Source organism: Cupriavidus necator N-1, assembly GCF_000219215.1.
GTDB lineage: Bacteria > Pseudomonadota > Gammaproteobacteria > Burkholderiales > Burkholderiaceae > Cupriavidus > Cupriavidus necator.
In genome coordinates this window covers 552,469-576,295 of sequence record NC_015723.1, presented here as the reverse complement: position 1 = coordinate 576,295, position 23,827 = coordinate 552,469, and the positions used below count along the sequence as shown (strand labels likewise).

At 67.1% G+C, this 23,827-nt stretch carries 21 protein-coding genes; 6 read left to right on the top strand and 15 right to left on the bottom strand.

The annotated features are described in order from the left end of the window. Positions 1-4: 4 nt before the first annotated feature. The 4 genes from CNE_RS20740 (at position 5) to CNE_RS20725 (ending at position 4,245) form a co-directional block, all read left to right on the top strand. Positions 5-667 (top strand): hypothetical protein, encoded by a 663-nt coding sequence (locus CNE_RS20740; protein WP_013952236.1) that lies wholly within the window; start codon positions 5-7, stop codon positions 665-667. A gap of 433 nt (positions 668-1,100) precedes the next feature. Next, positions 1,101-2,162: a cellulose synthase complex periplasmic endoglucanase BcsZ gene (bcsZ, locus tag CNE_RS20735; protein WP_041228552.1), complete on the top strand. Its 1,062-nt coding sequence runs from the start codon at positions 1,101-1,103 to the stop codon at positions 2,160-2,162. Positions 2,163-2,292: 130 nt separating this feature from the next. Beyond that, entirely contained in the window at positions 2,293-2,703 is a 411-nt protein-coding gene (locus CNE_RS20730; RefSeq protein WP_013952234.1) for a hypothetical protein, read from the top strand. Positions 2,704-2,985: 282 nt separating this feature from the next. Then, positions 2,986-4,245: an IS256 family transposase gene (locus CNE_RS20725; protein ID WP_013952233.1), complete on the top strand. Its 1,260-nt coding sequence runs from the start codon at positions 2,986-2,988 to the stop codon at positions 4,243-4,245. Positions 4,246-4,784: 539 nt separating this feature from the next. Here CNE_RS20725 and CNE_RS20720 read toward each other — a convergent pair. The 4 genes from CNE_RS20720 to CNE_RS20705 all read right to left on the bottom strand — a co-directional run bounded on the left by CNE_RS20720 (position 4,785) and on the right by CNE_RS20705 (position 8,883). After that, positions 4,785-5,957 carry a thiolase gene (locus CNE_RS20720; RefSeq protein WP_013952232.1) on the bottom strand — a complete coding sequence of 391 codons (1,173 nt, stop codon included), beginning with the start codon at positions 5,955-5,957 and terminating at the stop codon, positions 4,785-4,787. A 4-nt stretch (positions 5,958-5,961) separates the two neighbouring features. Next, a complete protein-coding gene (locus tag CNE_RS20715; protein ID WP_013952231.1) occupies positions 5,962-6,354 on the bottom strand; it encodes a Zn-ribbon domain-containing OB-fold protein in 393 nt (130 codons plus the stop codon). Between the two features lie 131 nt (positions 6,355-6,485). Further along, on the bottom strand, positions 6,486-8,030 hold the full coding sequence (locus tag CNE_RS20710) for an acetolactate synthase large subunit (RefSeq protein ID WP_013952230.1): 1,545 nt from the start codon (positions 8,028-8,030) through the stop codon (positions 6,486-6,488). Positions 8,031-8,106: 76 nt separating this feature from the next. Next, the gene (locus CNE_RS20705; protein ID WP_013952229.1) at positions 8,107-8,883 is read right to left on the bottom strand and encodes a GntR family transcriptional regulator; all 777 of its coding nucleotides are present in this window, start codon (positions 8,881-8,883) and stop codon (positions 8,107-8,109) included. Positions 8,884-9,188: 305 nt separating this feature from the next. Here CNE_RS20705 and CNE_RS20700 point away from each other — a divergent pair, with 305 nt between their 5' ends. After that, positions 9,189-9,686, top strand: a complete 498-nt coding sequence (locus CNE_RS20700) for an acyl-CoA thioesterase (RefSeq protein ID WP_041228551.1) — start codon at positions 9,189-9,191, stop codon at positions 9,684-9,686. A 51-nt stretch (positions 9,687-9,737) separates the two neighbouring features. Here the strand turns inward: CNE_RS20700 and CNE_RS20695 are convergent, their stop codons facing one another. From CNE_RS20695 to CNE_RS20665, 7 genes are all read right to left on the bottom strand, one after another. Beyond that, complete coding sequence (locus CNE_RS20695) at positions 9,738-11,156, bottom strand: sensor histidine kinase (protein WP_013952227.1); 1,419 nt, start codon at positions 11,154-11,156, stop codon at positions 9,738-9,740. 240 nt (positions 11,157-11,396) lie between these two features. Next, a complete protein-coding gene (locus CNE_RS20690) occupies positions 11,397-11,600 on the bottom strand; it encodes a CsbD family protein (RefSeq protein ID WP_041228550.1) in 204 nt (67 codons plus the stop codon). Between the two features lie 102 nt (positions 11,601-11,702). Further along, positions 11,703-12,311, bottom strand: a complete 609-nt coding sequence (locus tag CNE_RS20685) for a hypothetical protein (RefSeq protein WP_013952225.1) — start codon at positions 12,309-12,311, stop codon at positions 11,703-11,705. Positions 12,312-12,614: 303 nt separating this feature from the next. Beyond that, the gene (locus CNE_RS20680) at positions 12,615-15,737 is read right to left on the bottom strand and encodes an efflux RND transporter permease subunit (RefSeq protein WP_013952224.1); all 3,123 of its coding nucleotides are present in this window, start codon (positions 15,735-15,737) and stop codon (positions 12,615-12,617) included. A 13-nt stretch (positions 15,738-15,750) separates the two neighbouring features. Next, complete coding sequence (locus CNE_RS20675; protein ID WP_041228800.1) at positions 15,751-16,941, bottom strand: efflux RND transporter periplasmic adaptor subunit; 1,191 nt, start codon at positions 16,939-16,941, stop codon at positions 15,751-15,753. Positions 16,942-16,995: 54 nt separating this feature from the next. After that, positions 16,996-18,381 carry a TolC family protein gene (locus CNE_RS20670; protein WP_013952222.1) on the bottom strand — a complete coding sequence of 462 codons (1,386 nt, stop codon included), beginning with the start codon at positions 18,379-18,381 and terminating at the stop codon, positions 16,996-16,998. A 355-nt stretch (positions 18,382-18,736) separates the two neighbouring features. Beyond that, entirely contained in the window at positions 18,737-19,894 is a 1,158-nt protein-coding gene (locus CNE_RS20665; protein WP_013952221.1) for an acyl-CoA dehydrogenase family protein, read from the bottom strand. Positions 19,895-20,127: 233 nt separating this feature from the next. Here CNE_RS20665 and CNE_RS20660 point away from each other — a divergent pair, with 233 nt between their 5' ends. Beyond that, positions 20,128-20,376: a hypothetical protein gene (locus CNE_RS20660; RefSeq protein WP_013952220.1), complete on the top strand. Its 249-nt coding sequence runs from the start codon at positions 20,128-20,130 to the stop codon at positions 20,374-20,376. 10 nt (positions 20,377-20,386) lie between these two features. Here CNE_RS20660 and CNE_RS20655 read toward each other — a convergent pair whose 3' ends face one another. The 4 genes from CNE_RS20655 to CNE_RS20640 all read right to left on the bottom strand — a co-directional run bounded on the left by CNE_RS20655 (position 20,387) and on the right by CNE_RS20640 (position 23,781). Then, on the bottom strand, positions 20,387-21,247 hold the full coding sequence (locus CNE_RS20655; protein ID WP_013952219.1) for a LysR family transcriptional regulator: 861 nt from the start codon (positions 21,245-21,247) through the stop codon (positions 20,387-20,389). 124 nt (positions 21,248-21,371) lie between these two features. Beyond that, positions 21,372-21,734 (bottom strand): hypothetical protein, encoded by a 363-nt coding sequence (locus CNE_RS20650; RefSeq protein WP_013952218.1) that lies wholly within the window; start codon positions 21,732-21,734, stop codon positions 21,372-21,374. A 232-nt stretch (positions 21,735-21,966) separates the two neighbouring features. Further along, complete coding sequence (locus tag CNE_RS20645; RefSeq protein WP_013952217.1) at positions 21,967-22,791, bottom strand: class I SAM-dependent methyltransferase; 825 nt, start codon at positions 22,789-22,791, stop codon at positions 21,967-21,969. Between the two features lie 141 nt (positions 22,792-22,932). Further along, entirely contained in the window at positions 22,933-23,781 is an 849-nt protein-coding gene (locus CNE_RS20640) for an EamA family transporter (protein ID WP_013952216.1), read from the bottom strand. Between the last annotated feature and the right edge of the window lie 46 nt (positions 23,782-23,827).

Genomic DNA, 23,827 nt, shown 5'->3' with positions numbered 1-23,827 from the left:
AACCATGGGCAAGGACCTTCGATCCTGGCGCCACCTCGTGCTCGCATGCGGGGTCGCGGCTGTCGCAGCATGCGGGGATGACCATGTGCCGGAAGTGAGCGGCACGGCTGCGGTCGGGGCCGCGCTGGCAGGCGCTACCGTGCAGTTGCGTGATGCGCAAGGACAAGTACGCAACGCAAGCACCGATGCAAAGGGCGCATTCCGCCTGGCCCGGGTGCCGGGCGGGGCGCTGATGGTGCGCTGCGAGGGCGGACTCGCGCAGGGCGAGCCGAACCCCCTGCGGCTGCATGGCCTGGTGCTGGGCGGGCGCACCGTGAACTGCTCGCCGCTGACCGAACTGGCGTTGTGGAAGCTGCTGGGCGGGCCGCCGGGCCAGGCATTCGACAGTTTCGGACAGGGGCGCGCCAGGGACCTGTCTGCCGACGCCATGGCCGAAGCGGAGTCCTCCGTGCTGGCGGCGCTGGCAACAGGAGCCGGGGTCGATATCGACCCCGCTGCCGTACCTCGGCGCTGGCATGACACGCCGCTCGAGGCCGGCAATGCCAGCGATCCCCATGATGCCGCGCTGGATGCGCTGCGCGACGCGATTGCCGACCAGGCTTCCATGGACTTCATGGGCGAGATGGTGGCGCGCGGCGTGTGCGTGGCCGACGGAACCTGCGGGTGAGGCGGTTGCCGCTGCGCCGCCAACAGGTAGCCTGAAGCGGCCGGTTTGCCAACCGCAAACGCCGCCCCCTTGCCAGGGGCGGCGTTTCTGCTTTTCTATATCACCCCTGAATCTTTTTTTAGACCCGGTGGAAATGTGGCTCGCGCGGTGCTTTCTAGGTCTACACTGCCCCGCACAGGCTTGAACATTGCTCCGAGTTGCAGTGCAGGTGGCGATCAGGGTATCTGCCGGGCGGAGCCGGGACATGGCTCGAAATTCCCGGTAAATCCGTGCGCAGCGCAGCCACCACGCCCTCGCCGGCGCGGCACCTGTAACCGGACGCATGCTAAGAACCCGCATCCTGCATATGATCCGCCCCGCTCCGCTCCTGGTCGCCGTCACGGCGCACTGCCTTCCGCCTCGTGGCTGGCGGCACGGCGCAACGGGCGCTGACATGCGGCGCACGCTGACGGGCCTGACCCGATGGCTGCTCGCCGGTGCGCTGGCCTGTGCCTCGCTGGCCGCCCCGGCTGCCAGCGCCCCGGTCTGCAAGTGGGCGGACTGGGATGCCTTCAGGCAAACCCTGCTGAGCGCCGACGGCCGCGTGATCGACGCCAGTACCGAGAACCAGGCCACGGTGTCTGAAGGCCAGGCCTACGGCCTGTTATTTGCCCTCGCCGCCAATGACCGCGCCAGCTTCGACAAGCTGCTTGCGTGGACCGAGAACAACCTCGCTCAGGGGGACCTGATCGCGCACCTGCCGGCCTGGATCTGGGGACGGCTGCCGCCGGAGCAGGCCAGGTCTGCCGGCAAGGCCGCGGACAGCTGGGGCGTGATCGATGCCAACCCGGCCTCGGACGCCGACCTGTGGCTCGCCTACACCCTGCTGGAGGCCGGCCGGCTCTGGCAGGAGCGGCGCTTCACCGCGCTCGGCACGCTGATGGCCCGGCGCATCCTGCGCGAGGAAACGGCGGTGCTGCCAGGCCTGGGCCGCACCGTGTTGCCCGGAACGCAGGGATTCAAGCTGAGCGAGCGCCGCTGGCGCCTCAACCCAAGCTACGTGCCGATGCAGGTCATGCGCCGGCTGGCCACGTTGCTGCCCGATGAACCGGCCTGGCAGCAACTGGTGGCCAGTTCGGCCAGGCTGATGCTGGACACCGCACCGCGCGGCTTCTCGCCGGACTGGGTGGAATACGAGACCGGGCGGGGCTTCCTGCCCGATGCGCAAACGCAAGCCGAAAGCGCCTACAACGCGATCCGCGTCTACCTGTGGGCCGGCATGCTGGCCAGCGACGCGCCCCAGCGCGCCGCTCTGCTGCGCGCCTTCACGCCGCTGGCGGACTACGTGGCGGCCAAGGGCTTCCCGCCCGAACGCGTGGATACGCAGACCGGCCAGCCCGGCTACTACACGCAGGTGCTGACGCTGTTCGGCCTGGGCTACCTCGACGGCCAGTTCCGCTTCGCGCGCGACGGCGCGCTCGTCCCCGCATGGGAGACCGGATGCCCCGCGCGCTGACAGGCGCTAGCGAAGAAGGCGCACGAAGGCTGAGGCTGGCATGGCTGTCAAGATAGCCTGCGAGGCGCCGTAATCGCTAGAATGCGAGTTAATGCGCAGCGGTGCGCGTTGGTCTGATTCCGGAGCCGGCATGGAACCCCTCTCTTTTGAATTCGTCACCGTTGAGGAAGCAAAGAAGGTACTGGACGGTGCGCCGCCATTGCAAGCCGAGCCTGACTGGAGCGGCGTGCGGCGAGCGCCGTCGCCGGAAGATACCTTGCTTTCAGATGTCGCCATGCGGTGGCTGGCGTCGCTGCCGGCCGAGGCGCGCCCCGTGGAGCTATGCCGCCGATATGCACGCATCGGCAACCAGTTGGCTGCGCTTGCTGCCAATCCGGCGGCTCTGCATGCTTTCCTGGTTGAGTTGCTGATCGATAAGCGGGGTGGGCGGCAGGGGTTTCCGGATGGGATTGCGTTTGAATTGTCGCGGTTGCATGAATATGTGGTGCGACTATTGCCCGGGTTGGGGGGTGAGCAAGGGTGGAGTGAGTTGGCGGATTGAGGTGGGCTTGGGTTGTGCGCCATGCGGTCGCTTGTCGCCCTTGGCATGCGTGGCTGTTTCGCCGGCGTAGCCGGCGACTTACTTCTTGTCCAAGCGACAAGAAGTAAGCAAGAAACGCGTCGCCTATGCGGCTAGCAATCAATTACGCGGCGTCGGTCATATGGGCGGCGGTGCTTGCCGTTTGGATGTGGTCGCGGTTCGACCCTGCTAACGCCATGTGAGTGTGTGCGGACCTGTCAGAAATTTTGTGTTTAGGGCATAACATGTCGATAAGGAGCATGTATGCCACGCAAGACGAAAACCAGCCAAGCCGCAGACCGTGAGCTGCCGGCCATTCCCGAGGACCTGATCGCCCATTTCGTGAAGGGCCCCATGACCGCCGAGGCGGTTCAGGACGCCTCGATGGCGTTCAAGAAGGCCCTGATCGAGCGCGCCTTGGGCGCCGAGCTCGGCCATCACCTGGGCTACCAGCCGGGCGCGGAGCGCCCGGCCGGCACGGCCAACCAGCGCAACGGCAAGAGCGCCAAGACCGTCCTGACCGAGGATGGCCCGCTGAGGGTGGACATCCCGCGCGACCGCGATGGCAGCTTCGATCCGATCCTGATTCCCAAGCACGAACGGCGCTTCACCGGGTTCGACGACAAGATCATCGCCATGTACGCCCGTGGCATGACCGTGCGCGAGATCCAGGCGTTTCTGGCCGAACAGTACGGCACCGAGGTCTCGCCCGAGTTCATCAGCTCGGTGACCGATGCAGTGATGGACGAAGTCACTGCCTGGCAGGCCCGCCCGCTTGAGGTGATGTATCCGGTCGTGTTCTTCGACGCGCTGCGGGTCAAGATGCGTGAGGACGGCGTGGTGCGCAACAAGGCCGTCTACCTGGCCTTGGGCGTGCTGCCGGACGGCACGCGCGACATCCTGGGCCTGTGGATCGAGACCACCGAAGGTGCCAAGTTCTGGATGAAGGTGTTCAACGACCTGAAGACCCGTGGCACCCAGGACATACTGATCGCGGTGACCGATGGTCTTAAGGGCATGGAACAGGCCCTGGCCGCGGTGTTCCCGAACACCACGCTGCAGACCTGCATCGTGCATCTGATCCGGAACAGTTTGGAATACGCCAGTTGGAAGGAGCGCCGGGCCGTGGCTGCGGCGCTCAAGCCCGTGTACACCGCGCCCACCGTGGAGGCTGCGCTGGCCGAGCTGGCGGCCTTCGAGCAAGGGGAATGGGGCAAGCGGTACACCCCGATCGCCGCGTCCTGGCGTCGCGCGTGGGACCAGGTGATCCCGTTCTTTACGTTCCCGCCGGCGATCCGCAAGATCATCTACACGACCAACGCGATCGAGAGCGTCAACGCCCAACTGCGCAAGATCATCAAGACGCGGGGTCACTTCCCCAGCGATGAAGCGGCGACCAAGCTGCTGTGGCTGGCCCTGCGCAACATCACCGGGAAGTGGGGCAGTTCAACGCATGACTGGAAGGCTGCCATGAACCAGTTTGCAATCCTCTACGAGGAGCGCTTCACCCATCCACATCGTTGAGATAATACTGGCTCACCGGTCGAAATGACGATGAGCCTTTAACTGCCCTGCACACAAAAAAACTGACAGGCCCGTGTGTGCCAGTGCCTGCGATAACCGGCTTTTGAACGATCCCCAAGTCGGGCGGTGGCCCGCGCTCTCCAGCGATATCGCATCAACGCCTTCGGCTGCGCTCCGCGCAAGCGCCCAATGACCGTCAGCGCATTTTGAGCCTGCGCAGCAGCCGTAGGCGTCCCCGCGATGCCGTCGGCAGCAGGCGGCCTACGCCCTGCATGGGGATCGTTCAATAGTGGGTTAACGTAGGCACTGTCACTGACTCACATGGCGTAGCAGGGTCGAACGGGCACCCACGCCCAAACGGAAAGCACCACCGTGCGAACTACCACCACCGTGGAATTGATTGCCAGCCGCTCTGGCGACGCGTTTTTTGGTTACTTTTTGTCGCTCGGACAAAAAGTGACTCGCCGGCTACGCCGGCGAAACAGCCACGCCCGCCAAGGGCGACAAGCGACCGTAATGGCACCAAGCCCAAAACACAATTAAACCGTCGCCGCAGTCCCCAGAATCGCCGTAGCCTGACTAGACAACGTCCCTCCATTCCCATGCACCACGGCAACTTCGGCACCCTCCACCTGCCGCTCCCCACATTCCCCCCGCAACTGCCGCACCGCCTCAATAGTGATGAACATCCCATACATCCCAGGATGCACGCATGACAACCCACCGCCATTGGTATTCACCGGCAGCCGCCCACCCGGCGCAATGCCGCCGCCGCTGACAAACTGACCGCCCTCGCCCTTGGCGCAGAACCCCAGGTCTTCCAAGAACAGCAGCGTATTGATGGTGAACGCATCATAAAGCTCAGCCACATCGACATCAGACGGCTTGAGGCCCGCCATGGCGAAGGCGCGCTCGCCGGATTCCTTGGCGGCCGTGACAGTCAGGTCCGGCATGCACGAGATCTGGCGGTGCCACGTGGCGGTGGCATTGCCCAGCACATAGACCGGCGGCTTGGCCAGGTCCCTGGCGCGGTCCGCGCGCACCATCACATAGGCACCGGCGCCATCGGTGACCAGGCAGCAGTCACGCACTGACAGCGGGTCGGAAACCATGCGCGCATTGAGCACGTCGTCGATGCTGAGCGGGTCCCGCATCATCGCTTCCGGATTGAGCTGCGCCCACTTGCGCGCGGCCACGGCGACCTCGGCCAAGTGCTCGCGCGTGGTGCCGTACTGGTGCATATGGCGCGCCGCGGCGAGTGCATACGACGTGATCGGCTGCAGCGGGCTGTACGGGTGCTCATACGGCTGCGGGTCCAGCACCGCGCGCACCTTGGAGATGCCGGCGCGGCCGACGGTGGAGGTGCGCTGGTTGCTGCCGTAGCAGACCAGCACCGCATCGCACTGGCCCGATTCGAGCGCCATCATCGCCGGCAGCATGTGCGAGACAAAGCTGGAGCCGCCGATCATGGTGCTGTCGACAAACTTGGGCTTGATGCCGAGGTACTCGGCCACCGGCATCACCCACATGCTGGCGCCGACGCTGGCAGTGGCGATGCCGTCGATGTCGCGCATCGACAGGCCCGCATCCCTGACGGCGGCCTTGGCGGCCTCCACCAGGATTTCCATTTCCGTCTTGCCGTGGGCCTCGCCCATGCCCGACTGGCCGACCCCGACAATGGCGACGCTGCCACGCAAATTGGACAAACTCATGGCTTCAGCCCTCCACCGGATCGAACACGACGAGAGCGGCCTCGCCTTCCTTGCCCTGCGCCACGCGCGCCTGCACGCGCATGCCGATGCGCACGCTGGCGGGCGCGATGCCTTCCACGCGGCTCATCATGCGCACGCCCTCATCCAGATCGACCAGCACCACGTTGTAGTCGCCGCCGGCTTCCGGCTTGCGGCGGATCACGCTGGTGGAATAGACCGTGCCGCTACCCTTGGGCGCGACCCAGGCGAGCGTGTCGCCGCCGCAGTGCGGGCAGATATTGCGCGGGAAAAACACGTGGCGCTTGCAGTCCTGGCAATGCTGGATGCGGAACTGGCCAGCGGCGAGCTGCTCCGCATAAGCCTTGTCCGGACCCACCGCCGCTTCTTGTTGGGGCATGGAGTCTCCTTCACTTTTGATGGTGCCGCCATGGGCTTTCCATGGCACGGCAATGAGCTTGCCGCAGTCTGTGCATTGCAACAATTCACATCTGCCAAAGGCTGGATTTTTGAATGCGGAAAGCGCCGCGCTCAGATCACCAGTTCGATCACAAACGGCCCCTTGCGCGCATTGGCCATGCGGAACAGGTCGGCAAAACTTTCCATGTCCCTGGCCTGCGCGCCCTCCACGCCCATGCCGTTGGCCAGCTTGACCCAGTCCAGGTCGGGATTGCCAATGTCCAGCATGTCCAGGGCGGTCTTGCCCGGGTTGGCCCCCACGCCCGCCAGCTCGCCCAGCAGGATGGCGTACTTCCGGTTGGCCAGCAGCACCACGGTGACATCGAGCTGCTCGCGCGCCATGGTCCATAGCGACTGCAGCGTGTACATGGCCGAGCCATCGGCCTGCAGTGCCACCACGCGCCGGTCCGGCGCCGCCACCGCCGCGCCCACGGCCAGCGGCAGGCCTTCGCCGATGGCGCCGCCGGTCAGCTGCAGCCAGTCGTGCGGGGCCGCATGGACCGTGCCGGGATAGAAGGCGCGGCCGAAGCTGATGCTCTCTTCCACCACGATGGCTTGTTCGGGCAGCAAGGCGGTCAGTGTCCGTGCCACCGCCTCGGACGTGACCGCGCCGCGCGCGGGCTCCACCGATGCGGGCGCCGCGGCAGCCGGCAGTGGCGCATTGCGTGCGCCCACCTCGTCAGCCAGCCGGGACAGCGCTTCGGCCAGGTCTTCCTCCGGACGTGCCAGCACATGGATCACGGCATCTTCCGGATACGGGCGCGGCGACTTGCCCGGGTAGGCAAAGAACGTCACCGGCGCCGGTGCGCCGACCAGGATCACGTTGCGGATGCCGGCCAGCTTGTCGCGCGCGACGTCGCCTGAATATGGCACGCGGTCCACCGCGAGGCGGCCGCTGCCGCGCGACACTCGCGCATTGGACATGGGCGAGATCAGCCGGGCGCCGGTCGCTGCGGCAATGCGGTGCGCATCGGCCAGCGGCGCCTCGCGCAGCGCGCTGCCCCCCAGCACGACCAGCGTGGGCTGGCCCGAGCGCAGCACGCGCGCGGCCTGCTGCACGGCGTCGGGCGAGACCTTGGGCACCGCCAGCGGCGGCAGCGGCGCGGCCACCACGCCGCCAGCATCCCAGCACACATCGGACGGCAGGATCAGGCTGGCGACCCCGCCCGGCGCGGCGCATGCGGCCTGCACCGCGGACGAGGCATCGGCGCCGACGGACGCAGCCTGCGTGGCCGTGCGCGTCCACACGGAGACAGGACGGGCCCAGCCTTCGGTATCCGCGGTCAGCGGTGCGTCCAGCGGCCGGTGGTAGGTGGCCTGGTCGCCGATGATGTTGACCACCGGCGTCTGCGCGCGGCGCGCGTTGTGCAGGTTGGCCAGGCCGTTGGCCAGTCCCGGGCCGCAATGCAGCAGCGTGGCGGCGGGCTTGCCGGCCATGCGCGCATAGCCATCGGCCGCGCCGGTGACCACGCCTTCGAACAGGCCCAGCACGCAGCGCATGCCCGGGATGCGGTCCAGCGCCGCGACGAAGTGCATTTCGCTGGTGCCCGGGTTGGCAAAGCAGGTGTCCACGCCGTTGGCGAGCAGGGTCTTGACCAGGCTCTCGGCGCCGTTCATCGGTTGGGTAGTTTCCATGTCTCGGGTTCCGCTCAGGTTCTGGGTCAGCAGGTTGGCATTGGTTGCACTGGGGGCGTCAGGCCGGGCGCGGCCGCGCCGCCAGCAGGTCGAAATCCAGGCAGACAAACTCGGTCGGGAATTCGATGCGTGCGTAGTAGACGATCAGCTCGCCGCGCTCGCCCGGGACACAGGCAAAGCGGCGCAGCTCAGCCACCGGCGCGCCCACGGCAAGCGCCAGCGCTGCGGCGGATTCGGCCCCGGCCGCGACGATCGACAGGCGCTGGCGCGCGGTGCTGACCGACAGGCCGGGGAAGCGGTCCAGCACCGGCACCGAGGCGCCCTGGCGGAAGGCCTCGGGCTCGCGCGCAAAGACGCCGGCTTCGATATAGACCTCGCCCACCGCGAACGGCCGTCCTTCCAGCCGGTGCAGCCGGCGCAGGAAGTGGTAGTCGGCGGCGCGCTCACCGGGGCACGGCATGCCGAGATCGGCGGGCAGCGGCACGTTGCCGGCCGACTCGACCATCGCTTCGGTGTCCAGCTGCGCGCCCACCGCCACCGCCTCGTCCCAGCTGGTCGACAGCGACACCTGCCGCCGCGCCTGGCACGGTGCCCTGACGAAAGTGCCGCGCCCGCGCGCGCGCTCCACCAGCCCTTCTTCGTCGAGCATCGACAAGGCATGGTGCATGGTCATGCGCGCCACGCCGTACTGGCGGCACAGTTCCTCCAGGGAGGGAATGCGCTCGCCCTGGCGCCAGGCGCCGCTTTCGATCTGGCGGCGGAAGATGGTGGCCAGCTGCAGGTAGACCGGCTGGCGGCTGCGCGAGAGGAGTTCGCTGGAGGTGGTGTCTGCCATGCGGCAAGGGAGGTCGGGAAACGGGCGATGCAGTGACCGCCCAAAGGCAGCCAAGTCGGATGACTATATGAAAGTCTATAAACCTAGACTACTCGGGTTAACGCCGATCCATGCCTCTCCGGTTTTGCCAGGCCCGGGCATGCATTCCGGGCGTTTGTCGACCGGGCGTCACGCGCCGAAACGTGCAGGAACCCCCACTTCAGCGCCCACCCTGCCACTGCCCAAGCGGACAGAATGCCACCATGCCCCAACCTTCCCGGGGGCAGGCGTGGCTGCCGCTTGCGGCCATCTCAAGGAGTCAATTTATGTTGATGCGAGACGTGATCCCCCAAATCCTGAACCGCGGCACGGCCCAACTGGCACCCGACGCGTTCGAGACGGCTTCGCACAAGACCTTCCACCATGCGATCGACATTTATCTCAAGGATTCCAATGCCTTTATGAATACCTACTTCGCCCGCTACTTCGAGTGGCAGGGCATTTGCCGGGAGCGGTGGTTCCATGAATGCATCCACGACAACCTGCTGGCCGCGGGCGGCGTCTTCGTGACCAAGCGTGCGCACCAGGAGTATGTCGAGGAGACGTTCCCGTTCCAGCGCGTGGATTGCTACCTGAACACCTTCCAGGTCCGGCAATGCTCGGCCTACCTGCTGTTCCGGTTCTGCGTGGGGGGCAAGCCGGTGTCGCTGGGCTACCAGCAGATCGTCTTCGCCGACCGGGAAAAGCGCATCACGCGCTTTCCGGCGGGCATCATCGAGCGGGTCAGGGAATATGAACTGGTGCTGCCGGCACTGGCCAGCTGAGCCAGGCGGCTGACCCCGTGCGAGTCTGAATCCGGCACCGCCGGCCGTGGGTCAGCCGGCGGTGCTGGTGCGCAGTCGGCTGTCGGCCATGGCGGTGAAGCGCGGCAGCCTGAGCGTGAAGGTGGTATGCACGGCCGGCACCGACTCGCACTCAATGCGCCCGCCGAAGGTCTCGATCACGCGCCGGCAGAAGGCCAGGCCCAGGCCGGCACCGGTGCCATGCGCCTTGGTGGAGAAGAACGGATCAAAGATGCGCGGCATGACGTCGGCCGGAATGCCCGGGCCGGTGTCGCGAAAGCGGATCACGTGGTACTGGCCCTCGGTCGCGCCGGTGATGTCGATGTGGCCGCCGCCGGCCGCCCTGATCGCATGCAGCGCGTTCTTCAGCAGATTGAACAGCACATAGACCAGCAGCGTGTCGGAGCCGACAAAGCGCCAGTCCTGGTCGATGCCGCGAACCTGCACGCAGCCGCGCTCCTCGCCCTGGAACGGGTAGCGCTCCAGCGCCGCATGCACGCAGTCGGCAATGCCGTGTGGCGCAAAGCTGCTGCGGTCCAGCCGCTCCAGCGTGACCGAGGCCAGCGCCATGTCGATCACGGTGCTGGTGCCATCGACTTCCCGCGTGATGGCGCCGACCAGGCTCGACACGCGCTCAAGCTGGCCGGGCCGCATGCGGTCCTCGTACAGCCCCTGCTGGACCGCCAGCTGGTAGCCGTGCAGCACCTGCGGCCAGGTGCGCGCCAGCTCCTGCGCCTGCATGCGGATGGTCGCCAGCGGCGTGCGCACCTCGTGCGCCACGGTGGCGGCCAGCGAATACGGATGCATCAGGTCGTAGCGCACCACGCTGACCGCCAGGATGCCCAGGCTTGCCGCCACGAACACCACGCCCGGCGGATAGAAGGCCGCGCCGTAGTTGACGGCGTAGTCCACCGCCGCCAGCGAATAGAGCGCCACCGCCACCAGGCACAGCTTGTAGCGCTTGCGGCGTTCAGCCGTTGCATTGTGCCGCGCCGCCACCAGCAGCCAGGCGCTGCGCAGCGCCACCAGCACCGTCTGCAACAGGTGCAGCGGATGCAGCGGGCCGGCCTTGGGATAGTCGCCGAAGAAATAGCTGTAGTAGCCAGAGACCACCTGGTTGGTGGTCAGCAGCAGCACCGCCAGCACCAGGCTCAGGCCGTAGGAGGCCAGCAGCAACGGCCGCTCGCGGCGGCACTCGGTGACTTCGGCAATGAAGTGGTAGAACGTGGTCGGCAGGAACAGGATGAAGAGGTAGCCGAGCCTGGCCAGCGCCAGCGCCACATCGGGATGCGAGGCCTGGAACAGGAACACCCACGTGCCCTGCCAGGCGAAGGTGGTCACGCACAGCAGGAAGAACGAAGTGGAGACGCGCGTCACCCCCTTGGTCACCAGCACATAGAGGCCGTAACCGAGGAAGATCGACGAGACGAAGGCGGGCAAGGCTGCGTACATGCGGAGCGCGAAAGCAGGCCGGATGGATGGTGGGGTCGGCGACGCGACATGGTATGCCCTGCGCGGGTGGCGCGTGCATCATTTGGTTGCATTCAGAGCTAATCCGCGCTTAATGCTGCGCGATTTACGCCGAAACACCCCTCGTTCCGGGGGTGCCTGAGGGGAATCGAGTACGCGCCACACAAGAAACAAGGCGGGGCGCCCGCTGGCGACCCGCCTTGCCGTGCTGCCACGCCCTGCTTACCAGCGCGTGTCCCGTTCCCACGCCTTCATTTCTTCCTCGGCGCGCTCCTTGGTGTAGCCATAGCGCTCCTGGATGCGGCCGGCAAGCTGATCACGCTTGCCGTTGATCTGCGCGATGTCATCGTCGGTCAGCTTGCCCCACTTCTCCTTGACCTTGCCCTTCACTTGTTCCCACTTGCCTTCGATCTGGTCCCAGTTCATGTCGTGCTCCTTCATCCGGTGGCAAGGGGGCGCCATCAGAGGCGTCCCCTTGCGTGTGGTGCGGTGCGTGTCCCGCCATTGCTGGCGGGACACCGCGAAGGCTTACTTGCTGTACTTGGCCTTCACATCGGCCTGGCACTTGTCCTTGGACTCGCCCGAGAGCGCGTCGCAGCGTTCCTTGTCGGCCTTGTAGGCGGCGTCAGTGGCGTCCTTCTTCGCGTCGGCGCGGGCTTCCGCCACGTCGGCACGCGAACCGGTCGCCGCGGCCTTGTCGACCTTGGCAGCCATCAGTGCCTTTTCATGGGCGGCCTTGGCGTCCTTCTTGCAAACGTCCTTGTCATTGCCCTTCTTGTCGTCGCACATTTCCTTGGCGACGTCATAGTCGCGGTCGGCCTTGACCTTCTCGGCCTTGGCCATCGACTTCTGCGTGCCGTCGCGGCGGGCTTCTGCCTGGGCCTTGGCCACATCGCGGTCGCGCTTGGCCTCGGCCTTGCAAACGTCCTTGGCGTTGGCCTTCATGCCATCGCACTTGGCGGAGGCAGCCTTGTAGTCCGCATCAGCCTGCTTCACCGCGGCGTCATAGTCCGCCTTTGTCCCGGTTGCAGCCGTTCCGGTCGTGGTTGCTGGCGCGGTCATCTGGGCCAAAGCAAATCCCGCCGGTGCGGCAACCATCATCGAACACACTGCTGCGGTCAGCCATTTCTTCAACATGTCGATCTCCTTTCCGGGTGGATGCGTCAGGGTACGCATGAGAGGCCGGCGGCTATGCTGCTGGCCATGCCGTAAGTACAGAGTAGGCTCGGGGAAATATGGGAAGCAGGCGTCCGGCTCCGAAAGGAGCGTCAGACTATTCCGACATTGCGATTCGGGCGACGCACACGGCGGGGCATGCACCGGATTGCGGAGGGACTTGTGGAATGCGCCTTAAAAGAAAAAACGCCGCCCGGTGTGGGGGCGGCGTCATGCCTGGGGCCTGTCTGCAATGCCACACAGGCCGCGACCGCGGCCCTGTCATCAGCCCGCAATCGATGGCGTCAACCGGCTCTCGTCGGGCTTGTCGCCCTCCTCGTCCGGCCAGTTGCGGCCCACCATCCATTCATACAGGGTGGGCAGCACGATCAGCGTCAGCATGGTGGCGGTAATCAGCCCGCCGATGATGACGATGGCCAGCGGGCGCTGCGTCTCCGAGCCGATGGCGCGCGAGATGGCCATCGGGAACAAACCCAGCATGGCCAGCAGCGCGGTCATCAGCACCGTGCGCAGCCGGTCCATCGAGCCGGTCAGCACGGCCTGGCGCACCGGCATACCTTCATCGCGCAGCTGGTTGAAGTAGGTCACCATCACCACGCCGTTGAGCACCGCCTGGCCGAACAGCGCGATAAAGCCGATCGCCGCCGACACCGACAGTGGAATGCCGGTCAGGAACAGCGCGAACACGCCGCCGATCAGCGCGAACGGGATGTTCGAGATGATCAGCGTGGCGCTCTTGAACGACTTGAACGCATTGAACAGCAGCAGGAAGATCACCAGCACCGACAGCGGCACCACGATCGAGAGCCGCGCCATGGCGCGCTCCTGGTTCTCGAACTCGCCCGACCAGCTGATCTTGACGTCCTCGGCCTTGACATTCTTGGCCACCAGCGCCTGCATGTCCTTCACCACGCTGCCCATGTCGCGGTCGTGGATAAAAATGCCGATCGAGGTGGTGCGCTGGCCGTTCTCGCGGCTGATGTTCATCGCGCCGGATGCCGCGCGGAAGGTCACCAGCTGTGACAGCGGCACCTGCGCGCCGTCCGCGGTCTGCATGAAGATATTGGGCAGGTTCGGCAGCGCGCGCTCCGACGGCTTCAGGCGCACGGCAACGCTGAAGTGCTTCTCGCCCTCCCACAGCTCGGTCGCGGCCTTGCCGGCCAGCGCGGTTTCCATCAGGTCCTGCACGTCGGCCACGTTGATGCCGTAGCGCGCGGCCTGGGCGCGGTCGAACTCCAGCACGTACTGCGGCAGCTCGCCGTCGCGGTCGATAAAGGCCCGCATCACGCCCTTGACCGACTGCACGTTGGCCAGGATCTGGTCGGCCACCTGCTTGTTGTGCTCAAGGCTGTCGCTCTGGACCTTGATCACGATCTGGCCCTTGATCTGCGAGATGCTCTCCAGGATGTTGTCACGCACCGGCTGCGAGAAATTGGGCTCGATGCCGGGGAGCTGGCGCAGGTTCTTGTCGATCTCGCCGATGATGCCGCGCTTGTTGAAGCCGTCGCGCCACTGCTTCTCGGGCTTGAGGTCGACCAGGATCTCGACGGTGTTGATCAGCTTGGGATCGGTGCCGTCATCGGGGCGGCCCACCTTGGAGATGGTGGTGTTGACCTCCGGGGTCTTGCGGATCACGCCGCGCAGCAGCCGCGCCTGGTCGCGCGCTTCATCGATCGAGACCGACGCGGGCAGGTCGAAGCTGACCCACATCGAGCCTTCGTCCAGTTCGGGCAGGAACTCGCTGCCAAGGAACTTGCCCACGCCCACGGTCACCACCAGCAGGCCCACCGCCGCGCCCACCACCAGCTTCTTGTGGTCCAGCGCCCAGGCCAGCATCGGCTCATAGAGCCGCTTGCAGTGGCGCACGATGAAGTTGTCGTCGTGCGCGATGTTCTTGGTGAGCAGCAGGTGGCACAGCAGCGGCACCAGCGTCAGCGAGAGGATCAGGGAGCCGATCAGCGCGCCCGTCACCGTGTAGGCCATCGGCGCGAAGATCTTGCCCTCGTGCCGCTGCAGCGTGAAGATCGGGATGTGCGCCGCAATGATGATGACCATCGAGAACACGGTCGGACGGCCCACTTCCGTGGTGGCCTGCAGGATGGCGAGGAGGCGCGCCTTGCTGTCCTTGATCTGCTGCTCCTTCAGCTCGCCCAGCCGCTTGAAGATGTTCTCGACCACGATCACCGCGCCGTCGACGATGATACCGAAGTCCATCGCGCCAAGAGACAGCAGGTTGGCCGGAATGCCCACCCAGGTCAGGCCGATGAAGGTCGACAGCAACGCCAGCGGGATGATCAGCGCCACGATTGCCGCGGCACGCACGTTGGCCAGGAACAGGTACAGCACCGCCATCACCAGCAGCGCGCCTTCCACCAGGTTGCCGAACACGGTGTGCAGGGTCTTGTCGATCAGCGTGGAGCGGTCGTAGTACGGCACGATCTTCACGCCCTTGGGCAGGATCTGGTCGTCCAGCAGGTCGATCCTCTTCTTCAGCGCCTCCAGCACCAGCGACGGGTTCTCGCCCTTGCGCATCACCACGATGCCCGAGACGATGTCGTCCTCGTTGTCCTGGCCCATCAGGCCTTGCGGCGGCGCGCTGCCGACCCTCACGTCGGCGATATCCTTGACAAGGATGGGGGTGCCGTTGTTCTCGGCCACCACCACGTTGGCGATATCGGCCGAGGTACGGAAGCTGCCCAGCGAGCGCAGCAGGAACTGCTGCCGGCCGTGCGCCACGGCGCCGCCGCCGGCGTTGGCATTGGCGCGCTGCAGCGCGGTGAACAGCTGCGACAGTGAGATCTTGGCATCGCGCATGCGCGCCAGGTTGGGATTGACCTCGTACTGCTTGATGGTTCCGCCGATGGTGACCAGGTCGGCCACGCCCGGCACCTGGCGCAGGTTCTTCTCCACCACCCAGTCCTGCAGCGTGCGCAGCTCTTGCGCGGTATAGCCCTTGCCGGTCAGGCGGAAGCGGTAGATCTCGCCGATCGCGGTGGACAGCGGCGCCAGGTCCGGATGCACGCCGTCGGGCAGGTCCACGCTGCGCAGGCGCTCCAGGATCTGCTGGCGCGCGGTCACGTCGGTGGCCTTGTCATTGAAGGTCACCATCATGAACGACAGGCCGAACTGCGTATGCGAGAACACCCGCACCGCGTTGGGCGTGCCGGCCAGCGCGGTTTCGATGGGGATGGTGACCTGGCGCTCCACCTCTTCGGCGGCGCGGCCCGGGTACAGCGTGATGACGTTGACCTGGATGTCGGAGACATCCGGGAAGGCTTCGATCGGCAGGTTCTTGAACGCGGCCAGGCCGCCCCCGACGAAGATAAGCAGGCCCAGCCAGACAAAGAGCTTCTGGTGCAGGGCAAAGCTGACGATGCGCGAAATCATGTGGCGGCCGTCCTCACTTCTTCTCGGACGCACGCGCCGCGTTCACGGCCGTGGCATCGCGCAGGATGTCCTGCAGGTAGAGGTTGCCGTCGGTGATCACGGTCTCGCCGTCCTTCACGCCTTCAAGCAGCTCGGTGGTGCCGGGCAGCGTCACGCCCACGCGCACCAGGCGGCGCTCAAAGGTATTGGCGGCGGTGCGCACGAACACATAGTTGCGGTTCTCGGCCAGGAACACGGCCTTGGACGGCACGGCGATGCCCTTGAACGATGCGGCCGGCAGCTTCGCGGTGACGAACATCTCCGCCTTCAGGCGGCGCTCCGGGTTGGGCACCATCAGCCGCACCTTGATGCTGCGCGCGGTGGGATCGACATAGTCGGCGATCTTGATCACGGTGCCGGAGAAGGTCTCTCCGGGCCAGGCAGCGGTGGTCAGCTGCACGTCCACGCCCGGCTTGAACAGGCTCAGGTCAGCCTCGCCCGCGTCGACCTGCGCCCACAGCGTGGTCGGATCGGTCACCAGGAACAGCGGCGCGGCGGGCGGCTGGTCGGGGCGCAGTTCCATGCCAAGGTTGATGTTGCGCTCGACCACCAGGCCGTCGATCGGGCTGCGCAGCGGAAAGCGCTGGTTGACGGCGCCCGCGCCGCCTGCGGCCGCGCCGTACTGGCCCAGCGCCGCCTGGGTGCGCTGCAGGTCCGCCGCGGAACGCGCGGCGTCGGCCTGCGCCTGTTCCAATTCCTTCTGCGCGATGATGCCGGCGCCGTACAGCTCGCGCTGCCGTGCCAGCGCCTTGGCCGCGACCGCGCTGTCGGCGGCGGCCTTGCGCGCATCGGCCTGGGCTACGCCGAAATCAGGCGAGGTCAGGCTGGCCAGCGGCTGGCCCGCTTTCACGGTGGTGCCGGGCTGCACCAGGATCTCGGTGACGCGGCCGGCAAACGGCGTCGACACGCGCACGGTCTTGTCCTCGTTCCACACCAGCCGGCCGGGCAGGCTCAGCATGCGCTCGCCGCCGGTCTTGGCGGCTTCGCCGGCGATGCCCGGCAGCGTCTTCACGCTGGCCGGGAACTGGATGGTATTGCCGCTGACCTTGGGCTCGTCATCGGCCTTGGGCGCTTCAGACTTGCCGCAGGAGGCCAGCGCCAGCGCGCACAGAGACAGGGCAGCAACCCGTGCGGGCAGGCCGGCGGGGAAATGGACGGAAGACATGCGGCGGGACATGCGTGACAGGAGAGAGTGCATTGGATTCGCTGGAACTGCGGTTCAGGGACGCGAGGTGGTCGTCGCAGTGCCGGTCGTGGAGGTCTGCAGCGCGGCGCGGTAGGCCGACAGGGCCTTGGCGTAATCGCCCTGGGCGCTGACGGCGTCGAGCCGGGTCTGGCGCAGCGCGCGGCGGGCATCGAGCAGGTCGAGCACGCCGGTGGCGCCCTTGCCGTAGGCAAACTCGGCGCTGCCGGCCACGCTTTCGGCAGCGGGCAACACGTCGTCGCGCATCTGCCGCAGTGACTGGCGCGAGGCTTCGAGCTGGCTGCGCAGCCGTTCCATCTCATTGCCGGCTTCAAGCAGCACGCGGTTGCGCTCGTCCAGCGCGGCGTAGTAGTCCACCTCGGCGCGGCGGGCCTCGCCGCCGTTGCGGTGGCGCACGTACAGCGGGATCGTCAGGAACACGCCGTAGCTGTTGCCGCTGCCATTGGTATTGGTGGCGGAGACCGGATAGTGCTCAGCCTGCGCGCCCACGGTCACGTCAGGCACGCGGCCGGCGCGTGCCAGGTCGCGGGCGGCGGCGGCCGCCGCCAGGCGGGCCTCGGCCGCGGTCACGTCGGGGCGGCGCTGCAGCGTGTCGGGGTCGACCTGCGGCACGGGGGTATCCAGCGGCGGCCAGTCCGGCACCAGCCGGTTGTCGGCGAGCGTGCCGGGCACGCCCATGGCCTGCGCCAGCTGGGCCTTGTCGCGGCTGTGGTCGGCCATGGCCTGGCGCATGTCGTTCTGCGCGCGCAGCGCGTCGAGCTGCAGCTTGGTCACTTCGGCGCGCGAGACGTCGCCGGCCTTGAGGCGGGTCTCGCTGGCCTGGCGGGTGCGGTCGTACAGGCCCAGCATCTCCCTGAGCACGCCCACGCGCTCCTGGCTGATCACCGCCTCATAGAAGGCCTGCTCCGCCCCGGCGGTCTGCTGCACCACCACCGCCTGCACCACTTCGCCGGCGGCCGCGCTGGCCTTGCGCGCGGCGTCCACGCGCAGGCCGCCCTTGTTGGCGGTCTCGATCAGCTGGTCCACGCGCAGGGTGGAGTCCACGGTCTTGCTGCGCAGGTTGCCCGAGCCGATGCCGGCATGCGGGTTGATGTTGGTCACGCCCAGGCTCAGCACCGGGTTGGGCCGCTGCGAAGCGATCTGTATGTCCGCCTGGCTGGCTTCGACGCCGCGGCGGGCGGCGATGATGTCGCGATTGCAGCGAAGTGCGTCCAGGCGCACCTGCGCCAGGGTCAGCGTCGCGCCGGCCGGCGGCGGCACGCAAGGACCGGCAGCATCTGCGGAATCAGCGGAAGGAAGCGGATCGGCGGGGCGTTCGGCGGCAAGGATTGCCGCGGGCCGGGCCAGAACCCCCAGTACCAGCAGGGCACCCACGGCAATACGGGAAAAGACAAAAGGCACGGTCAGTCAGGCTCAGTTCGACAACGGTCTGCGGTAAACGACCGTGCCCGCCGAACGGTGCACCGGGGCGGCAAATATTCATCCGACCCCGATCCCGCCAGTGCGGTCGCGAAGCGTGGCTGTCTTGGTGCGCCCTCGCCTGCAGTCCTGATGCATCAAACGCCACCCGGACACGATCTCCCGCACGCATTCAAACCGAATCGCATTACAAACAGCTTTCATTGGGCTGACAAAAGCCTTTAACTACGCGAAAACCCTAGCCAACCGGAAAAAACAACCACCGCTGCGGGCCGTTGCCGGCCATGCCGTCGGAAATTGGGGCGGACCTGATCCCTTCGTCCGCCCTCATTTCTCCTTACCCCTTCACACGGTCATCCAGCCCCAGGCTGCGGCCGATGATCTCCTTCATGATCTCGCTGCTGCCGGCGTAGATGCGCGAGATGCGCGCGTCGGTGTACATGCGGCAGATGCGGTATTCCTCCATATAGCCGGCGCCGCCGTGCAGCTGCACGCCCTCATCGACCATGCGCCCCTGCAGTTCCGACGTGAGCAGCTTGGCTGACGCCGCCGTCTCCACGGTCAGCGTGCCGGCGTTGTGCTGCAGCACGCACTGGTCGACGAAGGTCTGCAGCGCATCCAGCTGCGCACGCAGCTCGGCCAGCCTGAAGCGCGAGTTCTGGAACGTGCCGATCGCCCGGCCGAAGGCCTTGCGCTCCTTGACGTAGTCCAGCGTGAGGTCGAACGCCACCTGCGCCGACGCCATGTAGCCGCAGGCGCCAATCAGCCGCTCTTCAGCCAGGTGGCGCGTCAGGTAGCGGAAGCCCTGGCCGGGCTCGCCCAGCACGTTGGCCTTGGGCACCTTGACGTTGTCGAAGAACAGTTCGGAGGTGTCCTGCGAGTGCAGGCCCATCTTGCGCAGCTTGCGCCCGCGCTCGAAGCCCGGCATGCCGCGCTCGACGATAAAGAGGCCAAGGCCGTGGCTGCGCTCCGGATCGGTGCGCGCGACCACCACCACAAAGTCGGCCAGCTGGCCGTTCGAGATATAGGTCTTGGCGCCGTTCAGCACCCAGTGGTCGCCGTGGTCCTCGGCACGCGTGCGCATGCCGGCCAGGTCGGAGCCGGCCTGCGGCTCGGTCATGGCGATGGCAAAGATCGACTCGCCGCGCGCGGCCGCCGGCAGCAGGCGCTGGCGTTGCTCCTCATTGCCGATACGGCCGATATACGGAGCCACCAGCCGCGAGTGCAGCGTGCCGAAAAATCCCGAGTCGCCGTGGCGCGCGTTTTCCTCGATCAGGATCTGCTCATAGCGGAAATCCTCCACGCCGGCGCCGCCGTATTTCTCATCGGCCCACATCAGCAGGTAGCCCTGCTCGCCGGCCTTGCGGAACACCTCGCGGTCCACGCAGCCCTGTTCGCGCCAGCGCTCGCCGTGCGGCCCCACCTCGCGCTGGTAGAAGCGGCGGGCGGATTCGCGGAAGGCGTCGTGTTCGGCTTCGAAGATCAGGCGTTGCATGGCGGGGTCTCCTGGTGTTTTTGAGAGTGACCGCCTGAGTGTCTGCCGTGCAGCGGCTATGAGATTCGTCCGAAAGGATGATTTTTCCTACCGCAGCCGAACGGACAGGTTTGAAGGAGAAGCCAGCTTGAATGCAATTTTATTGATATGAAGTGGAAATAACTTTCATTTACCCGCCGCAACGGTTTGCGCCAATACTGGAATCACAGATACCTATTCGATGGAGCGGGAACATGGAAGCCGTCCTCTGGATTGCCCTGGTACTGGCACTGGTGGCACTGGGAGGCAGCGTCACCTGGCTGATCGGGACGCGGGTGCCCGAGCCGGTGTTCGAACGCGCGCAACTGCATGGCCGCTTTGCCGGGCTGGAACCCCGCCCGCCGCGCGGCGGCGGACGCGGGCGCCGGGTGCGGCGCGTGCGGCAATGGCGCCTGGTGGCCGTGCCCGGCCCGATGGGCCAACTGGTGCCGGTCAGGATCTGACCGCTTTGCGCTACTGCGGGAAATCCCAGCGCTGCGACCAGTCGGATTCTTCGCGCACGATGTCACGCAGGATGCGCACCGCGTCCTGCGCCGCGCCTGTTGGGGTCCTGGCGCAGACGAGGAACACCGGATAAGAGAACTCTGAGGCGCCTTCCACGCGCGCCAACACCCCGCTGTCCAGGTAGCTCTGCACCACGCGTGTCCGGAAATAGCCGCTGCCGCCGAACTGCAGGATGTACTGCAGCGCCAGCGGCCCCAGGTTGAAGTACAGCGAGGCGCGCGCATGCTCCGGCAGCGCGCTGTCATGCTGGCGGCGGAATTCCGGCCCCCAGTCGACATAGACATAGCCGCCATCGCGCTGCGTCGAGCGGATCAGGATCAGCTTCTCTTCCATCAGCGCCTCGACATGCATGCCGGGCGCATACTCCGGCTGGTAGACCAGCGCCGCGTCCAGCGTGCCTGACTGCAGCTTGCGCTGCAGTTCCGCCCCTTCCCCTACTTCCGCCCGCACCGCCTGCGCCGGCATCAGCTGGCGCAGGCGCGTGGTCCACAGCAGCACCAGCGGATTGCCCAGGCTGATTTCCGTGCCGAAACGAAACAGGCTGGCCAGCCCGGCCGGCAACGGCAGTTCGCGGCAGGCCGCCTCCCAGGTCTGCACCAGCTGGCTGGCGTAGCCGAGAAAGCGCTGGCCATCGGGCGTCAGCCGTGCGCCCGCCTTGTTGCGATCGAACAGGCGGCAGTTCAGTTGCGATTCCAGGCTCTTGATGCGCGCGGTCACGGCGGTCTGCGTGACATGCAGCTTGTCGGCCGCGGCCAGCAGGCTGCCGGTGCGAACGACTTGCAGGAAGGTGCGGGCGAGTTCGATGTCCATGGGGCGGGGGATTAACGGTGTGACGAATTGTAGGCAATTGAGGGCGAATATTCCGCAATTGCCGTCACATGCCCCGCCGACGGTACTGCAACTATGCTGTCTTGTTCGGATGGGCCCCGCCGGGTCAGCGCGCCGGCTGCGGCCGCACCGCCGCTGGCATCGCAACCGGCACGGCGCCTGCCGCAGGCGCGCTGCGCGCCTCGCGCGGCGGCCTCAGCGGCACGAGGCCTTCCGGCTCCCGCAAGGCCAACCCATTGTCATAGCCAGTGGCAACGGCCTCCAGGTATCCGGGGGCAAACTTCTGTTCCGGCGTCACGGCCTGCACGGCCGGCGCTGCAGCCTGCGGCGCCTCGGACTGGGCGCAGGCGACGCTGTTGATGCATAAGCCCAGCACGCGCAGCAGCGCCATGGCCTGGCGCGAGCGGTGCAGGATTGCGGGCGGGCGCGGCGCGGCCTGCCCTGTCTGGCATTGGGATCGGGTGTTCATCGGGGTTCTCCGGGAAGCCATTGCTGGCAGGTGGCACAACGAGCCGCGGCGCCGCGCTCGCTGTCCATTGCGCAATGACCGTGCCACCGCCGCAAGGCTGGTTGCGGCGTGGATTACGGCACTTTCCGGGGACGGAATGGTGGGGCCAGGCCAACGCTGGCAACGGGGATGTCGGTCGATCTCCAACACTCCCGGCGGCATCCGCGCCGCGACGGGCGCGTGGGTGCCGCCCTCAGGGCTTGACCGCCGCCGCCAGCACCGCCGGCATCGGCACCTCGAAGCCGCTGCCGCGCATATAGGCGGCGACGGTGCCGCGCAGCACGGCGCGGATCTCATCGCGGGCCCTGGGGGTCTGCGCGCGCAGCGTGGCGGCGGCTCGCACGGTGCCCTGGGCCAGCGCATCGAACAGCTGGTCGGGCGTGGAGAAGCGCCATACCTGCGGCACGCTGCGGCATGTGGGCGAGACAAAGCCGGCCTGCTGCAACGCGGTGCGGCAATGGCCCGGATCGCTGAACAGGAAGAAGTTCGGCCCCACGGGGAGATCGACCTCCATCGAGCCGCAGGCGCGGATCGCGGCATAGACCGCGCCGAAGCCGACCGCGCGCTCGGGCGTGTCCCACACGGTGAAGGCGATGCGCCCGCCCGGGCGCAGCACGCGGAACGCTTCGGCCAGCGCGGCCTCCGGGTCGGACAGGTGGCACATGCCGAAGCCATTGACCACGGCATCGAAGCTGGCATCGCCGAACGGCAGCGCCTGCGCATCGGCCTGCTCGTAGTGGACATCCGGATGGAGCTTGCGCGCCAGCTGCACCTGCGCCAGCGAGAAATCGATGCCGACGGACTCGGCGCCGCGCCGCACCGCCCCAGCCGCGACATGGCCGGAGCCGGTGGCCACGTCCAGCACGCGCAGCCCGCTGGCCACATGGGCGTCATCCAGCAGGGACTCGACCGATTGCCGGGTCACGTGCGACAGATGCTCCTGGTACTGGCTGACGACCTCGGGATCTTCCCAGCCGGCCAGCTCAAAGGCCCGAAACGAATCTGCGGTGTGGTCCATGCCCTCTCCTCGGCGTCGATGCCAGGCTGCCGGTTTGCGCGGACGCAGTGCCCCTCCGCCGTCTGACCCCGGTAAAGCCAAGTATAGACAGCGCCGGCGGCGCGCAGCGGCCGGGCGCCCTGGCCGGCACCCGGATTGCCCTCAGGCAAAGCGCAGCGTGGCCGCGCCGGCGGCGATCAGGCACGCCGCGCCCAGGCGGGCGGCGCCCACCCGCTCCTTGAGCAGCAGTCCGGAGATCAGCGCGCCGAACAGGATCGAGGACTCGCGCAGGGCCGCCACCGGAGCCACCGGCGCGCGTGTCATCGCCCACAGCGACAGCCCGTAGGACGCCAGCGTGCCGCCGCCCCCAACCAATGCGAACACCAGGTTGCGCCGCACGTAGCCGGCCAGTGCCGGCCGGCGCGCCACCAGCGCCCACGCCGCCAGCGGCACCGCGGTCAGCACGAAGATCCAGAACGCATACGCTACCGGCGCGCCGGAGCGGCGCACGCCGGTGCCGTCGATCAGCGTATAAGCGGCGATCACCAGCGCGTTCAGCAGGGCCAGCCACATGCCTTCACGGCTGCCAGCGGCAGCGCGGGCACCGTGACCGCCGCCCGCCATGGCCAGGATGCCCAGGCTGACCACGGCGATGCCGCCCCACGCCAGCCCCGAAAGGTGCTCGCCCAGCCAGCCCACGCTGGCCACCGCCACCAGCAGCGGCGCGGTGCCGCGCATCAGGGGGTAGGTCTGGCTCATGTCCGCGGTGTGGTAGATGCGTGCCACCAGCGCGAAATACACCACGTGCACGCCCACAGACGCGGCGATGAACGGCCAGCTCGCCGGCGCCGGCTGCGGCAACGCCGGCAGCGCCACGGCGCCCATCAGGCCGGCGCTCACCGCCACCATCACCGTCGACAGCATCTTGTCGCCGCCACCCTTGACCACCGCGTTCCAGGCGGCATGCAGGAACGCGGCGAGCAGGACGACTGCGAAGACAGTGAGAGACATGGGCGGCAGCGGACTCGGGGGGCGCCGTCATTCTAGCGGCGCAGTG